16 protein-coding genes are annotated in these 15,296 nt (G+C 32.4%); 13 read left to right on the top strand and 3 right to left on the bottom strand.

Going from position 1 to position 15,296, the window contains the following annotated elements:
* Positions 1–72 precede the first annotated feature (72 nt).
* Genes LNP81_RS03605 through LNP81_RS03595 form a run of 3 tightly spaced genes read left to right on the top strand, consistent with a single transcriptional unit; the run spans position 73 to position 2,042 of the window.
* Complete coding sequence (locus LNP81_RS03605) at positions 73–450, top strand: plasmid mobilization protein (RefSeq protein WP_230033503.1); 378 nt, start codon at positions 73–75, stop codon at positions 448–450.
* The gene (locus LNP81_RS03600) at positions 447–1,466 is read left to right on the top strand and encodes a relaxase/mobilization nuclease domain-containing protein (RefSeq protein ID WP_230033502.1); all 1,020 of its coding nucleotides are present in this window, start codon (positions 447–449) and stop codon (positions 1,464–1,466) included. The genes LNP81_RS03605 and LNP81_RS03600 overlap by 4 nt, the downstream gene beginning before the upstream one ends.
* Before the next feature lie 18 nt (positions 1,467–1,484).
* Positions 1,485–2,042 (top strand): hypothetical protein, encoded by a 558-nt coding sequence (locus LNP81_RS03595; RefSeq protein WP_230033501.1) that lies wholly within the window; start codon positions 1,485–1,487, stop codon positions 2,040–2,042.
* Positions 2,043–2,288: 246 nt separating this feature from the next.
* Here the strand turns inward: LNP81_RS03595 and LNP81_RS03590 are convergent, their stop codons facing one another.
* Positions 2,289–2,717 (bottom strand): response regulator, encoded by a 429-nt coding sequence (locus tag LNP81_RS03590; RefSeq protein WP_230033500.1) that lies wholly within the window; start codon positions 2,715–2,717, stop codon positions 2,289–2,291.
* A gap of 407 nt (positions 2,718–3,124) precedes the next feature.
* Between LNP81_RS03590 and LNP81_RS03585 the strand changes: the two genes are divergently transcribed.
* The 3 genes from LNP81_RS03585 (at position 3,125) to LNP81_RS03575 (ending at position 6,743) form a co-directional block, all read left to right on the top strand.
* Positions 3,125–3,328 (top strand): hypothetical protein, encoded by a 204-nt coding sequence (locus LNP81_RS03585; protein ID WP_230033499.1) that lies wholly within the window; start codon positions 3,125–3,127, stop codon positions 3,326–3,328.
* A 57-nt stretch (positions 3,329–3,385) separates the two neighbouring features.
* On the top strand, positions 3,386–5,179 hold the full coding sequence (locus tag LNP81_RS03580; RefSeq protein WP_230033498.1) for a T9SS type A sorting domain-containing protein: 1,794 nt from the start codon (positions 3,386–3,388) through the stop codon (positions 5,177–5,179).
* A gap of 79 nt (positions 5,180–5,258) precedes the next feature.
* Positions 5,259–6,743 (top strand): hypothetical protein, encoded by a 1,485-nt coding sequence (locus tag LNP81_RS03575; RefSeq protein ID WP_230033497.1) that lies wholly within the window; start codon positions 5,259–5,261, stop codon positions 6,741–6,743.
* A 787-nt stretch (positions 6,744–7,530) separates the two neighbouring features.
* Here the strand turns inward: LNP81_RS03575 and LNP81_RS03570 are convergent.
* The gene (locus LNP81_RS03570) at positions 7,531–8,742 is read right to left on the bottom strand and encodes a site-specific integrase (RefSeq protein WP_230033495.1); all 1,212 of its coding nucleotides are present in this window, start codon (positions 8,740–8,742) and stop codon (positions 7,531–7,533) included.
* 508 nt (positions 8,743–9,250) lie between these two features.
* On the opposite strand from LNP81_RS03570, the gene LNP81_RS03565 reads away from it, so the two are divergent.
* A complete protein-coding gene (locus LNP81_RS03565) occupies positions 9,251–9,484 on the top strand; it encodes a hypothetical protein (RefSeq protein WP_230033493.1) in 234 nt (77 codons plus the stop codon).
* Between the two features lie 36 nt (positions 9,485–9,520).
* Here LNP81_RS03565 and LNP81_RS03560 read toward each other — a convergent pair whose 3' ends face one another.
* Positions 9,521–10,111, bottom strand: a complete 591-nt coding sequence (locus tag LNP81_RS03560) for a riboflavin synthase (protein WP_230033491.1) — start codon at positions 10,109–10,111, stop codon at positions 9,521–9,523.
* Positions 10,112–10,168: 57 nt separating this feature from the next.
* Between LNP81_RS03560 and pdxA the strand changes: the two genes are divergently transcribed.
* The 6 genes from pdxA (at position 10,169) to accC (ending at position 15,213) form a co-directional block, all read left to right on the top strand.
* Complete coding sequence (pdxA, locus tag LNP81_RS03555) at positions 10,169–11,218, top strand: 4-hydroxythreonine-4-phosphate dehydrogenase PdxA (RefSeq protein WP_230033490.1); 1,050 nt, start codon at positions 10,169–10,171, stop codon at positions 11,216–11,218.
* Between the two features lie 106 nt (positions 11,219–11,324).
* Complete coding sequence (locus tag LNP81_RS03550; protein ID WP_230033489.1) at positions 11,325–11,867, top strand: YceD family protein; 543 nt, start codon at positions 11,325–11,327, stop codon at positions 11,865–11,867.
* A 9-nt stretch (positions 11,868–11,876) separates the two neighbouring features.
* Positions 11,877–12,071, top strand: coding sequence for a 50S ribosomal protein L32 (gene rpmF, locus LNP81_RS03545; protein ID WP_007137315.1), 195 nt, complete (start codon positions 11,877–11,879; stop codon positions 12,069–12,071).
* Between the two features lie 174 nt (positions 12,072–12,245).
* On the top strand, positions 12,246–13,244 hold the full coding sequence (locus LNP81_RS03540) for a beta-ketoacyl-ACP synthase III (RefSeq protein WP_230033487.1): 999 nt from the start codon (positions 12,246–12,248) through the stop codon (positions 13,242–13,244).
* A 23-nt stretch (positions 13,245–13,267) separates the two neighbouring features.
* A complete protein-coding gene (accB, locus tag LNP81_RS03535; protein ID WP_055093857.1) occupies positions 13,268–13,753 on the top strand; it encodes an acetyl-CoA carboxylase biotin carboxyl carrier protein in 486 nt (161 codons plus the stop codon).
* A gap of 110 nt (positions 13,754–13,863) precedes the next feature.
* Positions 13,864–15,213 (top strand): acetyl-CoA carboxylase biotin carboxylase subunit, encoded by a 1,350-nt coding sequence (accC, locus tag LNP81_RS03530; RefSeq protein ID WP_065448666.1) that lies wholly within the window; start codon positions 13,864–13,866, stop codon positions 15,211–15,213.
* Positions 15,214–15,296: the final 83 nt, after the last annotated feature.

Below are 15,296 nucleotides of genomic sequence, written 5' to 3'. Positions count from 1 at the left end.
CTCATGCTGTCGCATTCGATGAGAGGAATTTTTTTCATGCATCCGCATTCAAAAAATAAATGATAAGAGACAATGGAAGAGAAAGAAATAAAAAAGAACAGAGGAGGAAGACCCAAAAAGGCTGTAAAAAGAGATCAGCTTATGGCAATTAAATGTACGCTCTACGAGCGTAAAATAATTGAAGCCAAAGCCAAAAAAGCCAGTATAACCGTTTCCGAATATCTTCGTGAAATCGGATTAACGGCAAAGATTGATTACAGAAACAAAGCCCTTCCGAAAGAAATTCTAAGCTTTGCCGGAGTGCTTAATCACATGGCAGCTAATCTTAATCAGATAGCGAAAAAGCGAAATAACAATGATGAATTAAGTCCGCTTGAACGGGCAGAATTAAAAGTACAGTCAGAGAAGGTTAAAGATCTTGCCGTCCAAATTAAAAACTTTATGTCATGATAGGACGTGTAAGCATTGGTAGCTCGTTCTACCATTGTATTAGCTACTGTTTGGAAGATAAAAAAGAATTGTCACAAGAGAAAAAACTCGCACTTGCAATGCAAGACCGTTTGCAGCATAAAGATCGAGCAGAAGTATTGGAATATAATAAATGCTTCGGTAACAAGTATGAGCTTACACAGCAGTTTAAAGATGTTAGAAGATTAAGTAGGCGTGTTGAAAAACCAATGTTGCATTTGACCTTACGTTTAGCCCCAAATGAGACATTGACTATAGAACAATTGAGATATGTTGGACGAGAATGTGCCAAGGAGTTTGGTATAGCAGACAACCAATACATCTGCGTACTACATAAGGATACTAAAGAGAAGCATATTCATATAGTAGCCAATCGAGTAAGTTTTGATGGTAAGGTTGCAAATGATAGCAATAGCTATAAACGCATGTCTGAACTTTGTCGTCGTCTTGAAAGGAAATATGGTCTTCAAGAAGTATTAAGTCCAAGAGCATTCCAATCTCCTAAAGATAGGTTATTGCCTCGCCATGATAATAGAAAAGAAAAACTAAAAGTAGATATCCGACAGACATTAAAGTATGCCAATTCTTATCTAGAATTTGAAAGACAAATTAAGGAGTTGGGATATAAAGTTCTTAAAGGCAGGGGGATTTCTTTTATAGATGATAAAAAAGTAAAAATAAAGGGGAGCGAAGTTGGTTTTTCATTGATGAAAATTGAAAAGATATTACATCAGAAACAACAGTATGCCATGAAAAATGCTGGTGAAGAAAAAAATTATGATAGAGATAGTCAGTCAATATCTAAATCTTTTAACACTGAAAAACCAAACAAAGAAAAGCAAAGCTATAGTTTAGATAGATCAGGAGAAATAGTTATTAAAGAGGTTTTAGGAGTTATAGGACAATTAATCAATTCTGAATATGAACCGGATTATATCGATCCTGAATTACAGAGAGTGCCTCAAAAGAAAAAGAAGAAATCAGCGTTAAGGAGATGATGTTAAAAAATAAAAAATATGGAAACAAATTCAAATGCAGACAAAGGTCATATAGAAAGAGAGACATTACAATTAGTACTGGAGGAATTTACTCAGGAACAGAAAACAAACAATCAGCATATTGAGGCGCTTATTATTGCAGTTAATATCGTAGGCAATAAAATGGATGCATTAAAAAAAGAGGATAATACAGCAAAAAGTATTTCAGAGACATTGGATATTGGACCAATAGAAGCTATCCTACAAAAAGGTTTCCTGGATATAAAGTTTATGATTGGCAGGCAACCGAAAAGTATCATTAGGAAATTTCAGATTTTGTTATTTCCCGAACAGGATGCGAAACTGTTTTATAAAATTGTTTTTGGAAGGTGGTTTTTATGGCTTGTTATAATGCTGGCTTTAACCAATCTTTACAACTGGGGAATAAATTATAGCGATAATAGCAAAGAAATTGAAATGAGACAAATTCAAAACGATAGGATAAGAAAAGCTTGGGAGTATATGTATATTAATAGTAATAAAGAAACTAAAAAACTTATGAAAAAAGCTTATGTAAAATCACTGGAAAGTAAATGAATAGAAGAAACGTCTCCAAATGCATGTGTTTATTAAACTACAAATCGAGATAGTATTACGCAATGTTAACTTAAATGTTTTAAATGATTCGTAATGTTTTTTTAGGCATTAAAAATTATAAAGAAAAGCAAAAGGTAGTACTATTGTAACTATATTAAAATCAAAACATTATTTATCTCTCTTTTCGACTTATGATTATTGCTAAAAACACTACTGCTTTCTTTAGGTGCAGGACTATTGAATTAATTATAATAGAGAGTTAGTTGGAGTCAAACTTTTACTCCAATATTCCATTATGTTTTGGATTACGGTTTTGAAAATAGAGAAGTCAGATTCTTTTTTGAAGTAGCCTTGTGCCTTACAATGGTATGCTTTAAGAACATTTTCGGGACTTTTGGATGTTGAGAGAAAGATATAAGGTACACATTTTATGCTTACTATCTCATCGGACAGAATCTCCTCTCGCAATTCAAATCCATTTATCTTAGGCATGTTGATGTCAGAAAATATTATGAATGGATTCACCACAGGATCTGCTAAATAAGAGACTGCATCCATCGGATCTTCTATAAAGGTTATTTTATTAGGGTAGTTCAAACTTTCAAAAATATCTTTAAGAAGCATTCTGTCGTCTTCATCGTCCTCAATTATTATTATTTCGCTGTTTGTTCTCATTTTTTAAAGGTAGTATAAATATTAGTTTTATTCCAGAGCTTCAAAAAAATAGTAAGCTAAATAAAACAAAAAATGATATTCTTGTAGATGAAAGCAGTTATCGATTATGTTTTGTTTGTTCAAGATTAAATTAAATTTTTTTTAGATTAATATTTTAAGTTTCTCCTATTTTTATATGTGGGAATTATGTAACATTTAACTAAAAATTATGTAAGATTAAAGTCAAATATTAAAGTCAGCTTTGTAAGAGCCCAGATTTGATATTGTAATACAATAATTACAAACTTTTTTCGATGTTTTTTTACTATCTAGCTTACAGTAAATTAACAATGCTAGATTGAAAATGGCTGTTTAAAAAATAAATCCGAAGGGCGACAGATAAATTTATTTAATTGTGTACCTAAAAAATGAAAAAATCACTTTTTTATACTATTATTTTTCCAGCAATTTTACTTATTCATAACATCGCTTTTGCTGAAAATCCACCACCTCCGGGATTGCCTGATGATCCAGTTGCAGCACCAATAGATTCCTTTGTCTATATATTATTTGCATTTGGAATTATTTTTGGGTTTTATATTATAGGTAAAAGAAATAAAAGTAAGCCATAAGTGTTTCTGTCAGGACGAGTCCTTTAATTTTTAATATTAAAAAATAAAGAAAAAATTATGAAAAAAATATTACTATTATTTTTTGTTTTTATTTCTATTCAAACATTTTCACAAATATATATTGGTGTAAATTCCCCTGTATATGTCAAAAATCAAGTTTTATATGTAAATCAGAATATAGATTTAGCACCAAATTCAAATCTATATTTAAGAAATAACTCTCAGTTGGTTCAGGGTACTAGCGGAGTATCCACCAATAGTGGAACAGGTATTTTATCGGTTTATCAGGAAGGTACTTCCGACAACTTTGAGTATAATTATTGGTGTTCCCCTGTTGGAAACCCTATTGTCTCAACAGGTAATACACCTTTTGGAATTTCACTGCTAAATAGGCCAATTACTTCAACTGCTGTGGTCCCTGCAACAATACTTCCACTTACAAATTATGATGGATCTGCAAGCCCACTTGCAATAGCGTCATATTGGATTTATAAGTTAACAAATGCCAATAACTACTCGCAATGGATTCAGGTTGGAGGCGCTACAACAATAGCGGCTGGAGAAGGGTTTACAATGAAAGGCACAAGCGGTACTGATACAAATGATCCAGAAGGAACCGGCATACCCAATAATCCTGGAACAGGAGCTCAAAGATATGATTTCAGAGGTAAGCCCAATGATGGAAATATAGCAGTAGCAGTAGGAACTGGAAATGCAGCAACACTTACAGGGAACCCGTACCCTTCGGCACTTCATTTAAATGCTTTCCTATTAGATCCCTCAAATACAGCCTGCACAGGGGTTGCTTACTTTTGGGAGCAGGATAAAACGGTAAATTCTCATTATCTATCTGCTTATAGAGGAGGTTATGGTACCTATTCACCAGTAGCAGTAGGATCCACAGGATTATATGTGGCAGCCACATTTAATAGCTATAATAGTAATGGCAGCTTGAACACTACAGGGACATCCTCTGGTTTAATAATAGAGCGAAAATACAGTCCTATTGGACAAGGTTTTTTAATCAATGGTGCAGCTAGCGGTTCGGTTACTTTTAAAAATTCGCACCGTGCATTTTATAAAGAAGGTTCTGGTTTATCTCAATTTGCAAAATCAAATAAAGATAAATCTTTAAATGCATCAGAAGAGAAAAGTACTCCTGTGTCTCACTTTAAAATAAACACAATTATAAATAATCAATTTACCAGGCAACTTGCGCTAGCATTTATACCCGAAGCGACAGATGGGATTGATGTTGGGATTGATGCCCTAAATATGGATCAAAGCCTTCCTAGTGATATTTCATTTTGGTTAGAAAATTCCAACTATGTAATCCAAGGAGTTAATTTTGAACTCTCAAAGAGAATACCTTTAACTGTTAAAGCGACTGCTAATACTACTCTGAAATTTTATATTCCTGAGATTGTTAATTTTGATCCTTCACAAAATATTTACTTATATGATGAATTAGATTCATCTTATCATGATATCAAAAATGGAACTTATCAGATCATTATTGCATCTGGGGTTTATTCTGACCGATTTAAAATAACTTTTACAAATCAGACTCTCGGTATTAATGAAGAAATAAAAAGGCAATTCTTAATAGTTCAAGACAATATTAATGAAGTCTTAAGAGCTTCAAATCCAAATAACATAGCTTTTGAATCATTTGTTTTGTTTGATATTCTTGGAAAGGCTGTATTAAACAAAAGTGAATTGGGAGTTGAACAAAATTATAATTTCTCAACTTCGGGCTTAAGTTCTGGAATTTACATTGCCACTTTTCTAACTTCTGACAATGAAAAAATAACCCAAAAAATTATTATATCAAATTCGGGCAAAAAATAAGTACTATTCTTGAATTCTTAATGCATTATGTTGCTCGTAAAATATCTTAATCTTCAAAAACTAATTAATAATAAAAATTATGGTAAATAAATATACTCAGAGACAGCATAAAATATTGGTACTCTTTTTTTTCTTATTATCATTTTTAGGAAATGCACAAATCGGTATAGGTACCGTAACTCCTGCTGCAAGCTCTATTTTGGATATAACTTCTAATACTCAGGGTTTGTTAACACCCCGTATGACGACTGCGCAAAAAAATGCTATAGTTACTCCTGTGGACGGACTAATGGTTTATGACACAGATTTTAAATTGTTTTATTCTTATATATCGTCTTCATCGTCATGGGTACCTATGAGTGGTGCGCTTCCACGGTTAAATTTTAAGCGTATTAGAGCCGGTGATAATTTAGCAACTGTGCTAGCCACTGAGCTGGCAGCAGGTGGTGGTGCTAAATATGTTTTGACATCCAATACCTTGTATGAAATTAATGGTCAGATTGTATTTAATTTTCCAATAGATTTAAACAGTGCTTATCTTGACGGTTTGGATGCTAACGAAGATATTATTGTGAAAACATCAGGAAATCTTTTTGACGGAACAACAGGTGGAAGCATAAGGAATCTTACCATTACTACACCGGGAGCTACAGTTTTCAATCTAAGCGGTACGGCGGGGCAAACTTTTTTACTTAGAGATTGTATTATCGCCAATTCAAATAGCATAGGAACTATATCTGGTTTTGGATTAGCGTTTCTTAGTATTGTTAATTTTTCAGGAAACACCAATGGAATCACCTATAATAATATCGGTCAATTGCTATTGAGTAACCAGGCATGGTTTAGCAATAATTCAGGTACTTATGAAAAATTTACAGGAACGTTCAATTTGATAGAAAAGCAAGGCGGTTTCTCAAATGTGAATACCGGAGCTTTTGGTTTTGATGTTTCGACGACAGGGCTTACTATCACAAGTGATGCAGTTTTAGAGTCAGTTGTTTATACAGGACCAACTCCTGCAAATTATGTTAAGCCATATACAACTGGTAGTTATACAGGATACAATTTTAATAATAGCTGGAACGTTCGCTCTGCCGGAATTCCAACTGAGACAGATGCAAATGCAACTGGAGATTTTGCAATGGATTATGCAGTAGGAAGTGGTCTGGGAGTCGCTTTTAACAATTCAAATCCGAGCGATATTGTAAAAGTAGGGTCGGGTACACCCTCAACAACTTATTCGAATTTATTCAGATTTTCAACTGATTCCCCAAATAGATTAAGATACACAGGAAAAAAGAAAAGAATTTTTCAAATATCGGGTTCCATCTCTTTTCAGGTTCCAGCAGCAGGTACTTACATTGTTTATATAGCAAAAAATGGTACACTTTTAAGTCAATATAAAATTTATGGTAAGGGCGCATCTACAAATGATATTGTGGTTCTTCCTTTAAATGCAACAACTGAAATGTTAACTAACGATTATATAGAAGTTTATGCGCAGCGTTATACAGGAAGCAATGGAAGTATTGTAGTTCCTAATATGACAATCACAATTAAATAATTTGTAATATATAACTTGTATATTTCATTATAATAAAATAACACTTACATATTTAATTATGTAAAGACCAAACAAATCTTCATGAATTTAATATTTAAGAAACGTATTTTTTATGTTGAAAATTGATAAAAAATGAAACTTAAGTTGAAATATTAATTTATAGAAAAGAAACAAATTATTAATATAATCATCTGTGAAATTTGCTACATGATATCCATAGTGTAAAGTGGATCTTTTCTAGATAAAAATGATTCTGCGATTCAATTGATTTTAGTAATTTATGAATTTTGTAGTTAAACATATACTGGAAGATTATGTTTAATGGACAGCCCGTCAATCACTTAGTGACTGGCGGGTTTATCATTAGTAATTTGTAATTCTTTGTTTGTAATTCCTATAAAAATTTAATCAAAGTGTACACCTTCCATTTGATGCTTTTCGTTTTGGGAACTCTTTTACTAGCAATAGTTGAGATATTTATAAATTTTTTCCTGAATTTCATTAGAAGATTTTCACATTACTTATAATGCTAACATTTTAAATCTAAGATAATTTTTTTGATCGTTCATGCTAAAGAAAATTATCTTAGATTTAAAAACTTTCCGCTTTTTTTTGCAGGATATACATTTTGTAAAACTTATTATCTCTCTAATATCTATTCTACGTCTCTAGGATTATTATTATTATGGAATATGAATAGGATAAGGAAAACAAATAAAATGAATGAGCTTTTGGAATAAAGAGTTGAATGCCAATAAATTGGCATAATAAATCTAATATTCTTAATTTAAAAGATTATATCATCGATCATTTTGTCCAAAGTGTTGCTTGGAAGTGTGTTTAAGTAAGACATTGTTGATTTGATATCTTTATGCCCTAAAGCTTCCTTAATAATATCGGTTGATATATTATTAAATTTTAGAATAGTTGCAAATGAATGTCTGGCACAATAGTATGTAATTTTCTTTTTAATACCTAAATCAGTAATAATTCTTTTAAGAGGTGTGTTTATATGAATTTTTAGATATTTTTCTTTTTTGTTATTTATATAAATTTTTGAGTTTTGATTGTTATTAATGATGTTGAATAAATAGTGTGAATCTCCCGTTGAAATGTATTCCTCAATTTTGCGTTTCCAGAAATCGTTTATTTTGAAGTTTACTATTACTTCAGTTTTACTTCTTTTATATGTGATTGTATCTTTATATAAATCTGTTTTTTTTAATTGCATTAAATCAATGAAATTAATTCCTCTTCCATAAAAACTTAGTAGAAACATATCTCGTGCAATAATGTCACTTTTGTTTATCAATTCTATATTTTTTAATAATTCAAGTTCTTCTTCAGAGAGATATTCCTTTTTTCCACTTTCCTTGATTTTTGATACTTTAAATTTATCAAAAGGATACATAGTAACGGGGATGATTTCACGTTTAATAGCTTTGTTAAAAACGGCTCTTAAGGTTCGAATTCTTATTCCAATTGTACTTTGGCTATTGTGATTTCCGTTTAAAAAAGATTGATATTTATAAATCGCATCTACTGATAAATCTTTAAAAGTGATTTCGGTTCTGTTAAAAAAGCGTTGAATCGATTTTAAGGTATCTTTTTCAATGTTACATGTTGACAATTTTCCTGCACTTTTAATTTCTTCGATTAAACTTTCGTGAAAAGCAGTATAGCTTAGTGCTCGCTGCTTTCCGGAAGCTTTTTTGAATTTGGCTACAATATCTTGTAATGTGAATGGAGTTTCATCTGATTCAAATTCAGTAATAATGTTGTTAACGCGTCTTGAATATTTTTCAATCAGATCATTAATCTGCTTGTATTCTCTGTGCGTTTTTTTAAGACGTTCTGTTTCAAATGACCAATCTTCATGTTTGCATTTTTTCTTTATTGATAGACTAGTGTTTATTCTGTCTTTAATTAGTACAAGATTAATAAAATACTCGCCAAATGTACTTGGTGTTGCTTTTAGTGTAAATTTATATGATACCATTGTTTAAAATATTATGTATTAATTTTGACGAGCATTTGACGAGCAAAAGTACAATTAAAATAATAAATAATGATTTATTGTTTATCTTTAAAAATGTTAAATATCTGATTATCAGTAATAATAATGAAAAAATATATTAAACTAAAATAAAGTAAACATGACTCATAATCAGGTGGTCCCTGGTTCGAGCCCAGGTGGGACCACATATTTAGAATAGAAAGCCTTTACAGAAATGTAAAGGCTTTTTTGTTTTTTATTCTTAATAAATAAAAAAAAACGTAATTTTATAAATAAGTAAGATAGAATAAAATCTAATTATTTGGTTTATTTCTTACAGTAAGATGCCGAAATTGTTTTTCTCATGGTTTTTTTACTTTAAACCTTGTGTTTTTGTAAAAAACGTATACATTTGTCAGGGATTTGCATCTAAGCCCCTGTTTTTGTGCGAATTATATTAAAATAAATAAATTTAACAACCTACCTTGTTGTCTAGCAGCATGTTAAAATTATGAAGATAATAAAGACTGTTTTTTTTACGATTTGTTTGGCTTTGATGAATGTTGCGATTGTTTTTGCTCAGCAATTGCCGCCAGAGCCGGGTGATGAGCCTCTTGATCCGCCTGACACTCCTCCTTATGGACGTGTGCCAATAGATGATCATATTGTTCTTATGTTGATATTGGCTATTGTGTTAGGGGGTATAATGATATATAAGCATAAAATAAAAAAAGCTTCAATGTAAATTGAAGCTTTTTTTTGTGAAATGATATTTGAGAGCCTATTTATTTATCGAATAAAGTCTTGAAATGTATTTTCCAACCACGTCAAATTCCAGGTTTATTTTTGTTCCAACTTTAAAGTTTTTGAAATTGGTGTTTTCGTAAGTATACGGAATAATTGAAACACTAAATTCGTTTGTTTTAGAGTTTACAACTGTAAGGCTTACTCCGTTTACGGTTATTGATCCTTTTTCGATCGTAATATTGCTGAGGTTTTTATCGTATTCAAAAGTATAGTTCCAGCTTCCGTTTGCTTCTTCGATTTTAATGCAGGTTCCTGTTTGATCTACGTGGCCTTGTACAATATGTCCGTCAAGACGGTCGCCAAGTTTCATTCCTCTTTCCAGATTTACAATATCGCCCGCTTTCCAGTCGCCAATATTTGTTTTCGAAATCGTTTCTTCAATAGCGGTGACGGTATAAAAAGAGTCTTTAATAGCGACAACTGTCAGGCATATTCCGTTATGCGAAACGCTTTGGTCTATTTTTAACTCGTTTGTAATTGAAGCTTCTACTGTTACGTGAAGATTGCTTTGGTCTTTTTTTATTTCGTGAATCCTTCCAAGGGTTTCTATAATTCCTGTAAACATTGTTGTTTTATTTTACTAAATTTGCACATCAAAATTAGTAATAAATAACCTGAGCTCATGAATAAAAAAGCAGAAAATATAATTGTTGGGATTTCAATTGGAGATTTAAACGGTATTGGAAGCGAAGTTATATTAAAAACATTCGAAGATTCTCGCATGTTAGAAATGTGTACGCCGGTTATTTTTGCCAATGCCAAAATTCTTTCTTTTGTAAAAAAGAGCTTTACATCTACGGTTCAGTTTCATGGAGTTGATAAACTAGATCAGGTTGTTGTTGGGAAAGTAAATGTATTCAATCTTTGGAAAGAAGGAGTAGATATTAATTTAGGTACAAACGATGAGAAAATTGGCGAGTACGCTATAAAATCATTTGTTGCAGCAACCAAGGCGTTAAAAGATGGTTTAGTTGATGTATTGGTTACAGCTCCTATTAATAAATATAATATTCAGTCAGAAGATTTTAAATTTCCGGGACATACAGATTATTTAGATCAGGAATTAGAAGGAAATGCATTGATGATGATGGTTCAGGATAATTTGAGAGTTGGTTTATTGACAGATCATGTTCCTTTAAGTGAAGTTTCTTCGCATTTAACGGAAGAATTAATTACAAGAAAAATCGAAACCGTAAGAAAATCTTTAATTCAGGATTTTAGTATTGTACGACCAAAAATTGCTGTTTTAGGATTGAATCCACATGCGGGTGATGGTGGTGTAATAGGAAAAGAAGATGATTTGGTTTTAAAACCAGCTTTAAAGAAAATATTCGATGCCGGAACTATGGTTTTTGGTCCTTTTTCTGCCGATGGTTTTTTTGGAAGTGGTCAATATGAAAAATACGATGCCATTGTAGCAACTTATCACGATCAGGGATTGATACCTTTTAAAACATTATCTTTTGGAAAAGGAGTTAATTATACAGCAGGATTAAATAAGATCAGAACATCGCCGGATCACGGTACAGCGTATGATATTGCTGGAAAAGACATGGCAGATTTTAATTCATTCAAAGAGGCAGTTTATCTTGCGATAGATATTTTTCATTCGAGAAATCAGTACGAAGAGATTACTCAAAAACCTCTTAAAATAAAAGAAAAACAGTTATAAACAAAAAAAGGTGAATAAGATTATTAGTTTTATAATAATTTTATATCTTTGCACCCCAATTCAGGTATCTGATTTTTAGATACGAGTTGGTGAAATTGATGTTGAAATGAGCAAAACAAAAGAATTTTTAATTCCTTTCATAGGGTTAAAGCTAGGAAAACACCATTTTGAGTATCAAATAAGTAACACGTTCTTTGCGAACTTTGATTACGATGAATTTCAAAGTTCAGATATCAAAGTAGGTTTAGTTTTAGATAAGAAAAGCAACATGTTAGAGTTGGAATTCAAACACAAAGGAACTGTAAATGTGCCTTGTGATCTAACAGGCGAAGATTTCGATCTTCCTATAAAAGGGAAAATGAAATTAATTGTTCGTTTTGGAGATGAATTCAATAATGATAACGAAGAGCTGTTGATCTTACCGCACGGAGAGCATGAAATAGATGTTGCACAATACATTTATGAAATGATTGCGCTTTCGGTACCGCTAAAACGAGTTCATCCAGGAGTAAAAGACGGAAGTTTGCAAACCGAAGCTTTAACAAAATTGAATGAGCTAACAGTAAAAGAACAAAAAGAAGAGAGTAAACAAGAAGAAGATATTGACCCGCGTTGGGACAAATTAAAGAAACTATTAACGGATAAATAATATAGTAAAATGGCACATCCTAAGAGAAAAATCTCGAAAACAAGAAGAGATAAGAGAAGAACACATTATAAAGCTACTGTAGCTCAAATCGCTACATGTCCTATTACTGGAGAAGCACATTTATACCACAGAGCTTACTGGCATGAAGGTAAAATGTATTACAGAGGGCAAGTTGTTATCGATAAATCTGTAGCGGTTGCTTAATACGTTTTTGTAAATGATACTAGAACTCTCACATAGTGAGAGTTTTTTTTGTTGGTTATAATTTTCTTTTTTTAAGAAAATGCATACAAATTCATTTCGTTTTTTTTTTGTAATTTTCAAGTCTTTTAAAAATTTTTCAGGTACGCAGTATTTGAAACGAAATAATAGAATATAATGAATACAATCACAGCCGCAATTACCGCTGTTGGAGCTTATGTTCCTGACTTCGTTCTTTCGAACAAAGTATTAGAAACAATGGTCGATACCAATGACGAATGGATTACTACTCGTACTGGAATTAAAGAAAGAAGGATTCTTAAAGATGCTGATAAAGGAACGTCGTTTCTTGCCATAAAAGCAGCACAAGATTTAATTGCGAAAGCAAATATTGATCCTTTAGAGATTGATATGATTATAATGGCAACAGCTACAGCAGATATGCCGGTAGCCTCTACAGGAGTTTATGTTGCAACAGAAATTGGAGCTACAAATGCCTTTGCATACGATTTGCAAGCGGCTTGCTCAAGTTTTTTATACGGAATGTCAACTGCTGCAGCTTATGTGCAGTCAGGGCGATACAAAAAAGTACTGTTAATTGGTGCAGATAAAATGTCATCAATTGTAGATTATACAGACAGAGCGACTTGTATTATTTTTGGAGATGGAGCGGGTGCCGTTTTATTCGAACCAAATTATGAAGGCTTAGGCTTGCAAGATGAATACTTACGAAGCGATGGTGTAGGACGCGATTTTCTTAAAATTCCTGCCGGAGGTTCTCTAATACCAACTACAGAAGAGACCGTTAAAAATAGACAACACAATATTATTCAGGACGGAAAAACCGTTTTTAAATATGCTGTAACGAATATGGCTGATGCAAGTGAGTTGATCTTGAAAAGAAACAATCTGACTAACGAAGATGTTAATTGGTTAGTGCCGCATCAGGCAAACAAACGTATTATAGATGCTACTGCAAGCAGAATGAATCTTGAAGAATCAAAAGTATTAATGAATATCGAAAGATATGGTAATACAACTTCAGCTACATTGCCTTTAGTATTAAGCGACTTTGAGCACCAGTTCAAAAAAGGAGATAATATTATTTTTGCCGCTTTTGGTGGTGGATTCACTTGGGGATCTATTTACCTAAAATGGGCTTACGATAAGAAATAAATTAAAACTAAAAACAAATCATTATGGATTTAAAAGAAATTCAAAACCTAATCAAATTTGTAGCAAATTCGGGAGTTGCAGAGGTAAAGTTAGAAATGGATGATGTAAAAATCACTATCAGAACAACTTTAGAAGGAAATGTAACTGAAACTACTTATGTACAACAATTGCCTGCTCAGGCTGCCTTGCCACAAGCAGTTGCTCCTCAACAAGCTCCAGCAGTTGTAAACGTAACTAGCGAAGCATCTGTTCCGGCAGAAGATTCTAAATTCATTACTATTAAATCTCCAATTATTGGAACTTTCTATAGAAAACCATCTCCTGACAAACCAGTATTTACTGAAGTTGGAAGTACTATTTCTAAAGGTGATGTTCTTTGTGTAATTGAAGCAATGAAATTATTTAACGAAATCGAATCAGAAGTTTCAGGTAAAATTGTAAAAATTCTTGTAGACGATATGTCTCCTGTAGAATTTGACCAACCTTTATTCTTAGTTGATCCATCATAAATAAATTTAGATTTTAGATTTTAGATTTTAGAAGGATTCACAATACAAGTTTTGTTAATCATCTAAAATTATCTAATTATCAAATTGTCTAATTATCTAATTAAAGTAAGATGTTTAAAAAAATATTAATTGCGAATAGAGGAGAAATTGCACTTCGTGTAATTCGTACATGTAAAGAAATGGGAATCAAAACTGTAGCAGTTTACTCTACAGCCGATGCAGAAAGTCTACATGTTAAGTTTGCTGACGAAGCGGTTTGTATTGGTCCTCCTCCAAGTAACTTATCGTATTTGAAAATGTCAAATATTATTGCCGCTGCAGAAATTACAAATGCAGATGCAATTCATCCAGGTTATGGATTTCTTTCTGAGAATGCTAAATTCTCAAAAATTTGTCAGGAACACGGAATCAAATTTATTGGTGCTGCTCCTGAAATGATTGATAGAATGGGAGATAAAGCTTCTGCAAAAGCTACAATGAAAGCAGCAGGGGTTCCATGTGTACCAGGTTCTGAAGGATTATTAGAATCTTTCGAACAAACACAAAAATTAGCTAAAGAATTTGGTTATCCTGTAATGCTTAAAGCAACAGCAGGTGGTGGTGGAAAAGGAATGCGTGCTGTTTGGAAAGAAGATGAATTATTGAAAGCATGGGAAAGTGCACGTCAGGAAGCTGCCGCTGCATTTGGAAATGACGGAATGTACATGGAGAAACTTATCGAAGAGCCACGTCATATCGAAATTCAGGTTGTTGGAGATTCTTACGGAAAAGCATGTCACCTTTCTGAAAGAGATTGTTCTGTACAACGTCGTCATCAAAAACTAACTGAAGAAACGCCTTCGCCTTTCATGACAGATGAATTACGTACTGCAATGGGAGAAGCTGCTGTAAAAGCCGCTGAATTCATTAAATACGAAGGAGCCGGAACAGTAGAATTTTTGGTTGACAAACACAGAAATTTCTATTTCATGGAAATGAATACTCGTATTCAGGTAGAGCATCCAATTACAGAACAAGTAATTGATTACGATTTAATTCGTGAGCAAATTATGGTTGCTGCCGGAATTCCAATTTCAGGTAGAAACTATTTACCGGAATTGCACGCTATCGAATGTCGTATTAATGCCGAAGATCCTTATAATGATTTTCGTCCTTCACCAGGAAAAATTACTACACTTCATATGCCGGGAGGTCACGGAGTTCGTTTAGATACTCACGTTTATTCTGGATATACAATTCCACCAAATTACGATTCGATGATTGCTAAGTTAATTACGACTGCTCAATCTCGTGAAGAAGCAATTAGCAAAATGCGAAGAGCTTTGGACGAATTTGTAATTGAAGGTGTAAAAACTACAATTCCTTTCCATAGACAATTAATGGATGATCCTAGATATATTGCAGGAGATTATACAACTGCATTTATGGATACATTTAAAATGAAACCTATAGAAGAATAATATAAAGGCTGTCAAAATTTTGGCAGCCTTTTTTGTTTTATAATATTGCTAAACCTGATACATTTCATGCTATCGGGTTTTGT

Origin of the sequence: Flavobacterium piscisymbiosum, from assembly GCF_020905295.1 — a bacterium.
GTDB classification, from domain to species: Bacteria; Bacteroidota; Bacteroidia; order Flavobacteriales; family Flavobacteriaceae; genus Flavobacterium; species Flavobacterium piscisymbiosum.
Note: the sequence above shows the minus strand (reverse complement) of the source record. Positions and strands in the feature narration are given on the sequence as shown.

Coding starts and splice junctions, on each gene's coding strand:
- LNP81_RS03595 (WP_230033501.1), top strand. CDS start 1,485: ATGGAAACAAATTCAAATGCAGACAAAGGTCATATAGAAAGAGAGACA.
- LNP81_RS03585 (WP_230033499.1), top strand. CDS start 3,125: ATGAAAAAATCACTTTTTTATACTATTATTTTTCCAGCAATTTTACTT.
- pdxA (WP_230033490.1), top strand. CDS start 10,169: ATGAATAAAAAAGCAGAAAATATAATTGTTGGGATTTCAATTGGAGAT.
- accB (WP_055093857.1), top strand. CDS start 13,268: ATGGATTTAAAAGAAATTCAAAACCTAATCAAATTTGTAGCAAATTCG.
- LNP81_RS03570 (WP_230033495.1), bottom strand. CDS start 8,742: ATGGTATCATATAAATTTACACTAAAAGCAACACCAAGTACATTTGGC.
- LNP81_RS03560 (WP_230033491.1), bottom strand. CDS start 10,111: ATGTTTACAGGAATTATAGAAACCCTTGGAAGGATTCACGAAATAAAA.
- LNP81_RS03550 (WP_230033489.1), top strand. CDS start 11,325: ATGAGCAAAACAAAAGAATTTTTAATTCCTTTCATAGGGTTAAAGCTA.
- LNP81_RS03540 (WP_230033487.1), top strand. CDS start 12,246: ATGAATACAATCACAGCCGCAATTACCGCTGTTGGAGCTTATGTTCCT.
- LNP81_RS03565 (WP_230033493.1), top strand. CDS start 9,251: ATGAAGATAATAAAGACTGTTTTTTTTACGATTTGTTTGGCTTTGATG.
- accC (WP_065448666.1), top strand. CDS start 13,864: ATGTTTAAAAAAATATTAATTGCGAATAGAGGAGAAATTGCACTTCGT.
- LNP81_RS03600 (WP_230033502.1), top strand. CDS start 447: ATGATAGGACGTGTAAGCATTGGTAGCTCGTTCTACCATTGTATTAGC.
- LNP81_RS03590 (WP_230033500.1), bottom strand. CDS start 2,717: ATGAGAACAAACAGCGAAATAATAATAATTGAGGACGATGAAGACGAC.
- LNP81_RS03575 (WP_230033497.1), top strand. CDS start 5,259: ATGGTAAATAAATATACTCAGAGACAGCATAAAATATTGGTACTCTTT.
- LNP81_RS03580 (WP_230033498.1), top strand. CDS start 3,386: ATGAAAAAAATATTACTATTATTTTTTGTTTTTATTTCTATTCAAACA.
- rpmF (WP_007137315.1), top strand. CDS start 11,877: ATGGCACATCCTAAGAGAAAAATCTCGAAAACAAGAAGAGATAAGAGA.
- LNP81_RS03605 (WP_230033503.1), top strand. CDS start 73: ATGGAAGAGAAAGAAATAAAAAAGAACAGAGGAGGAAGACCCAAAAAG.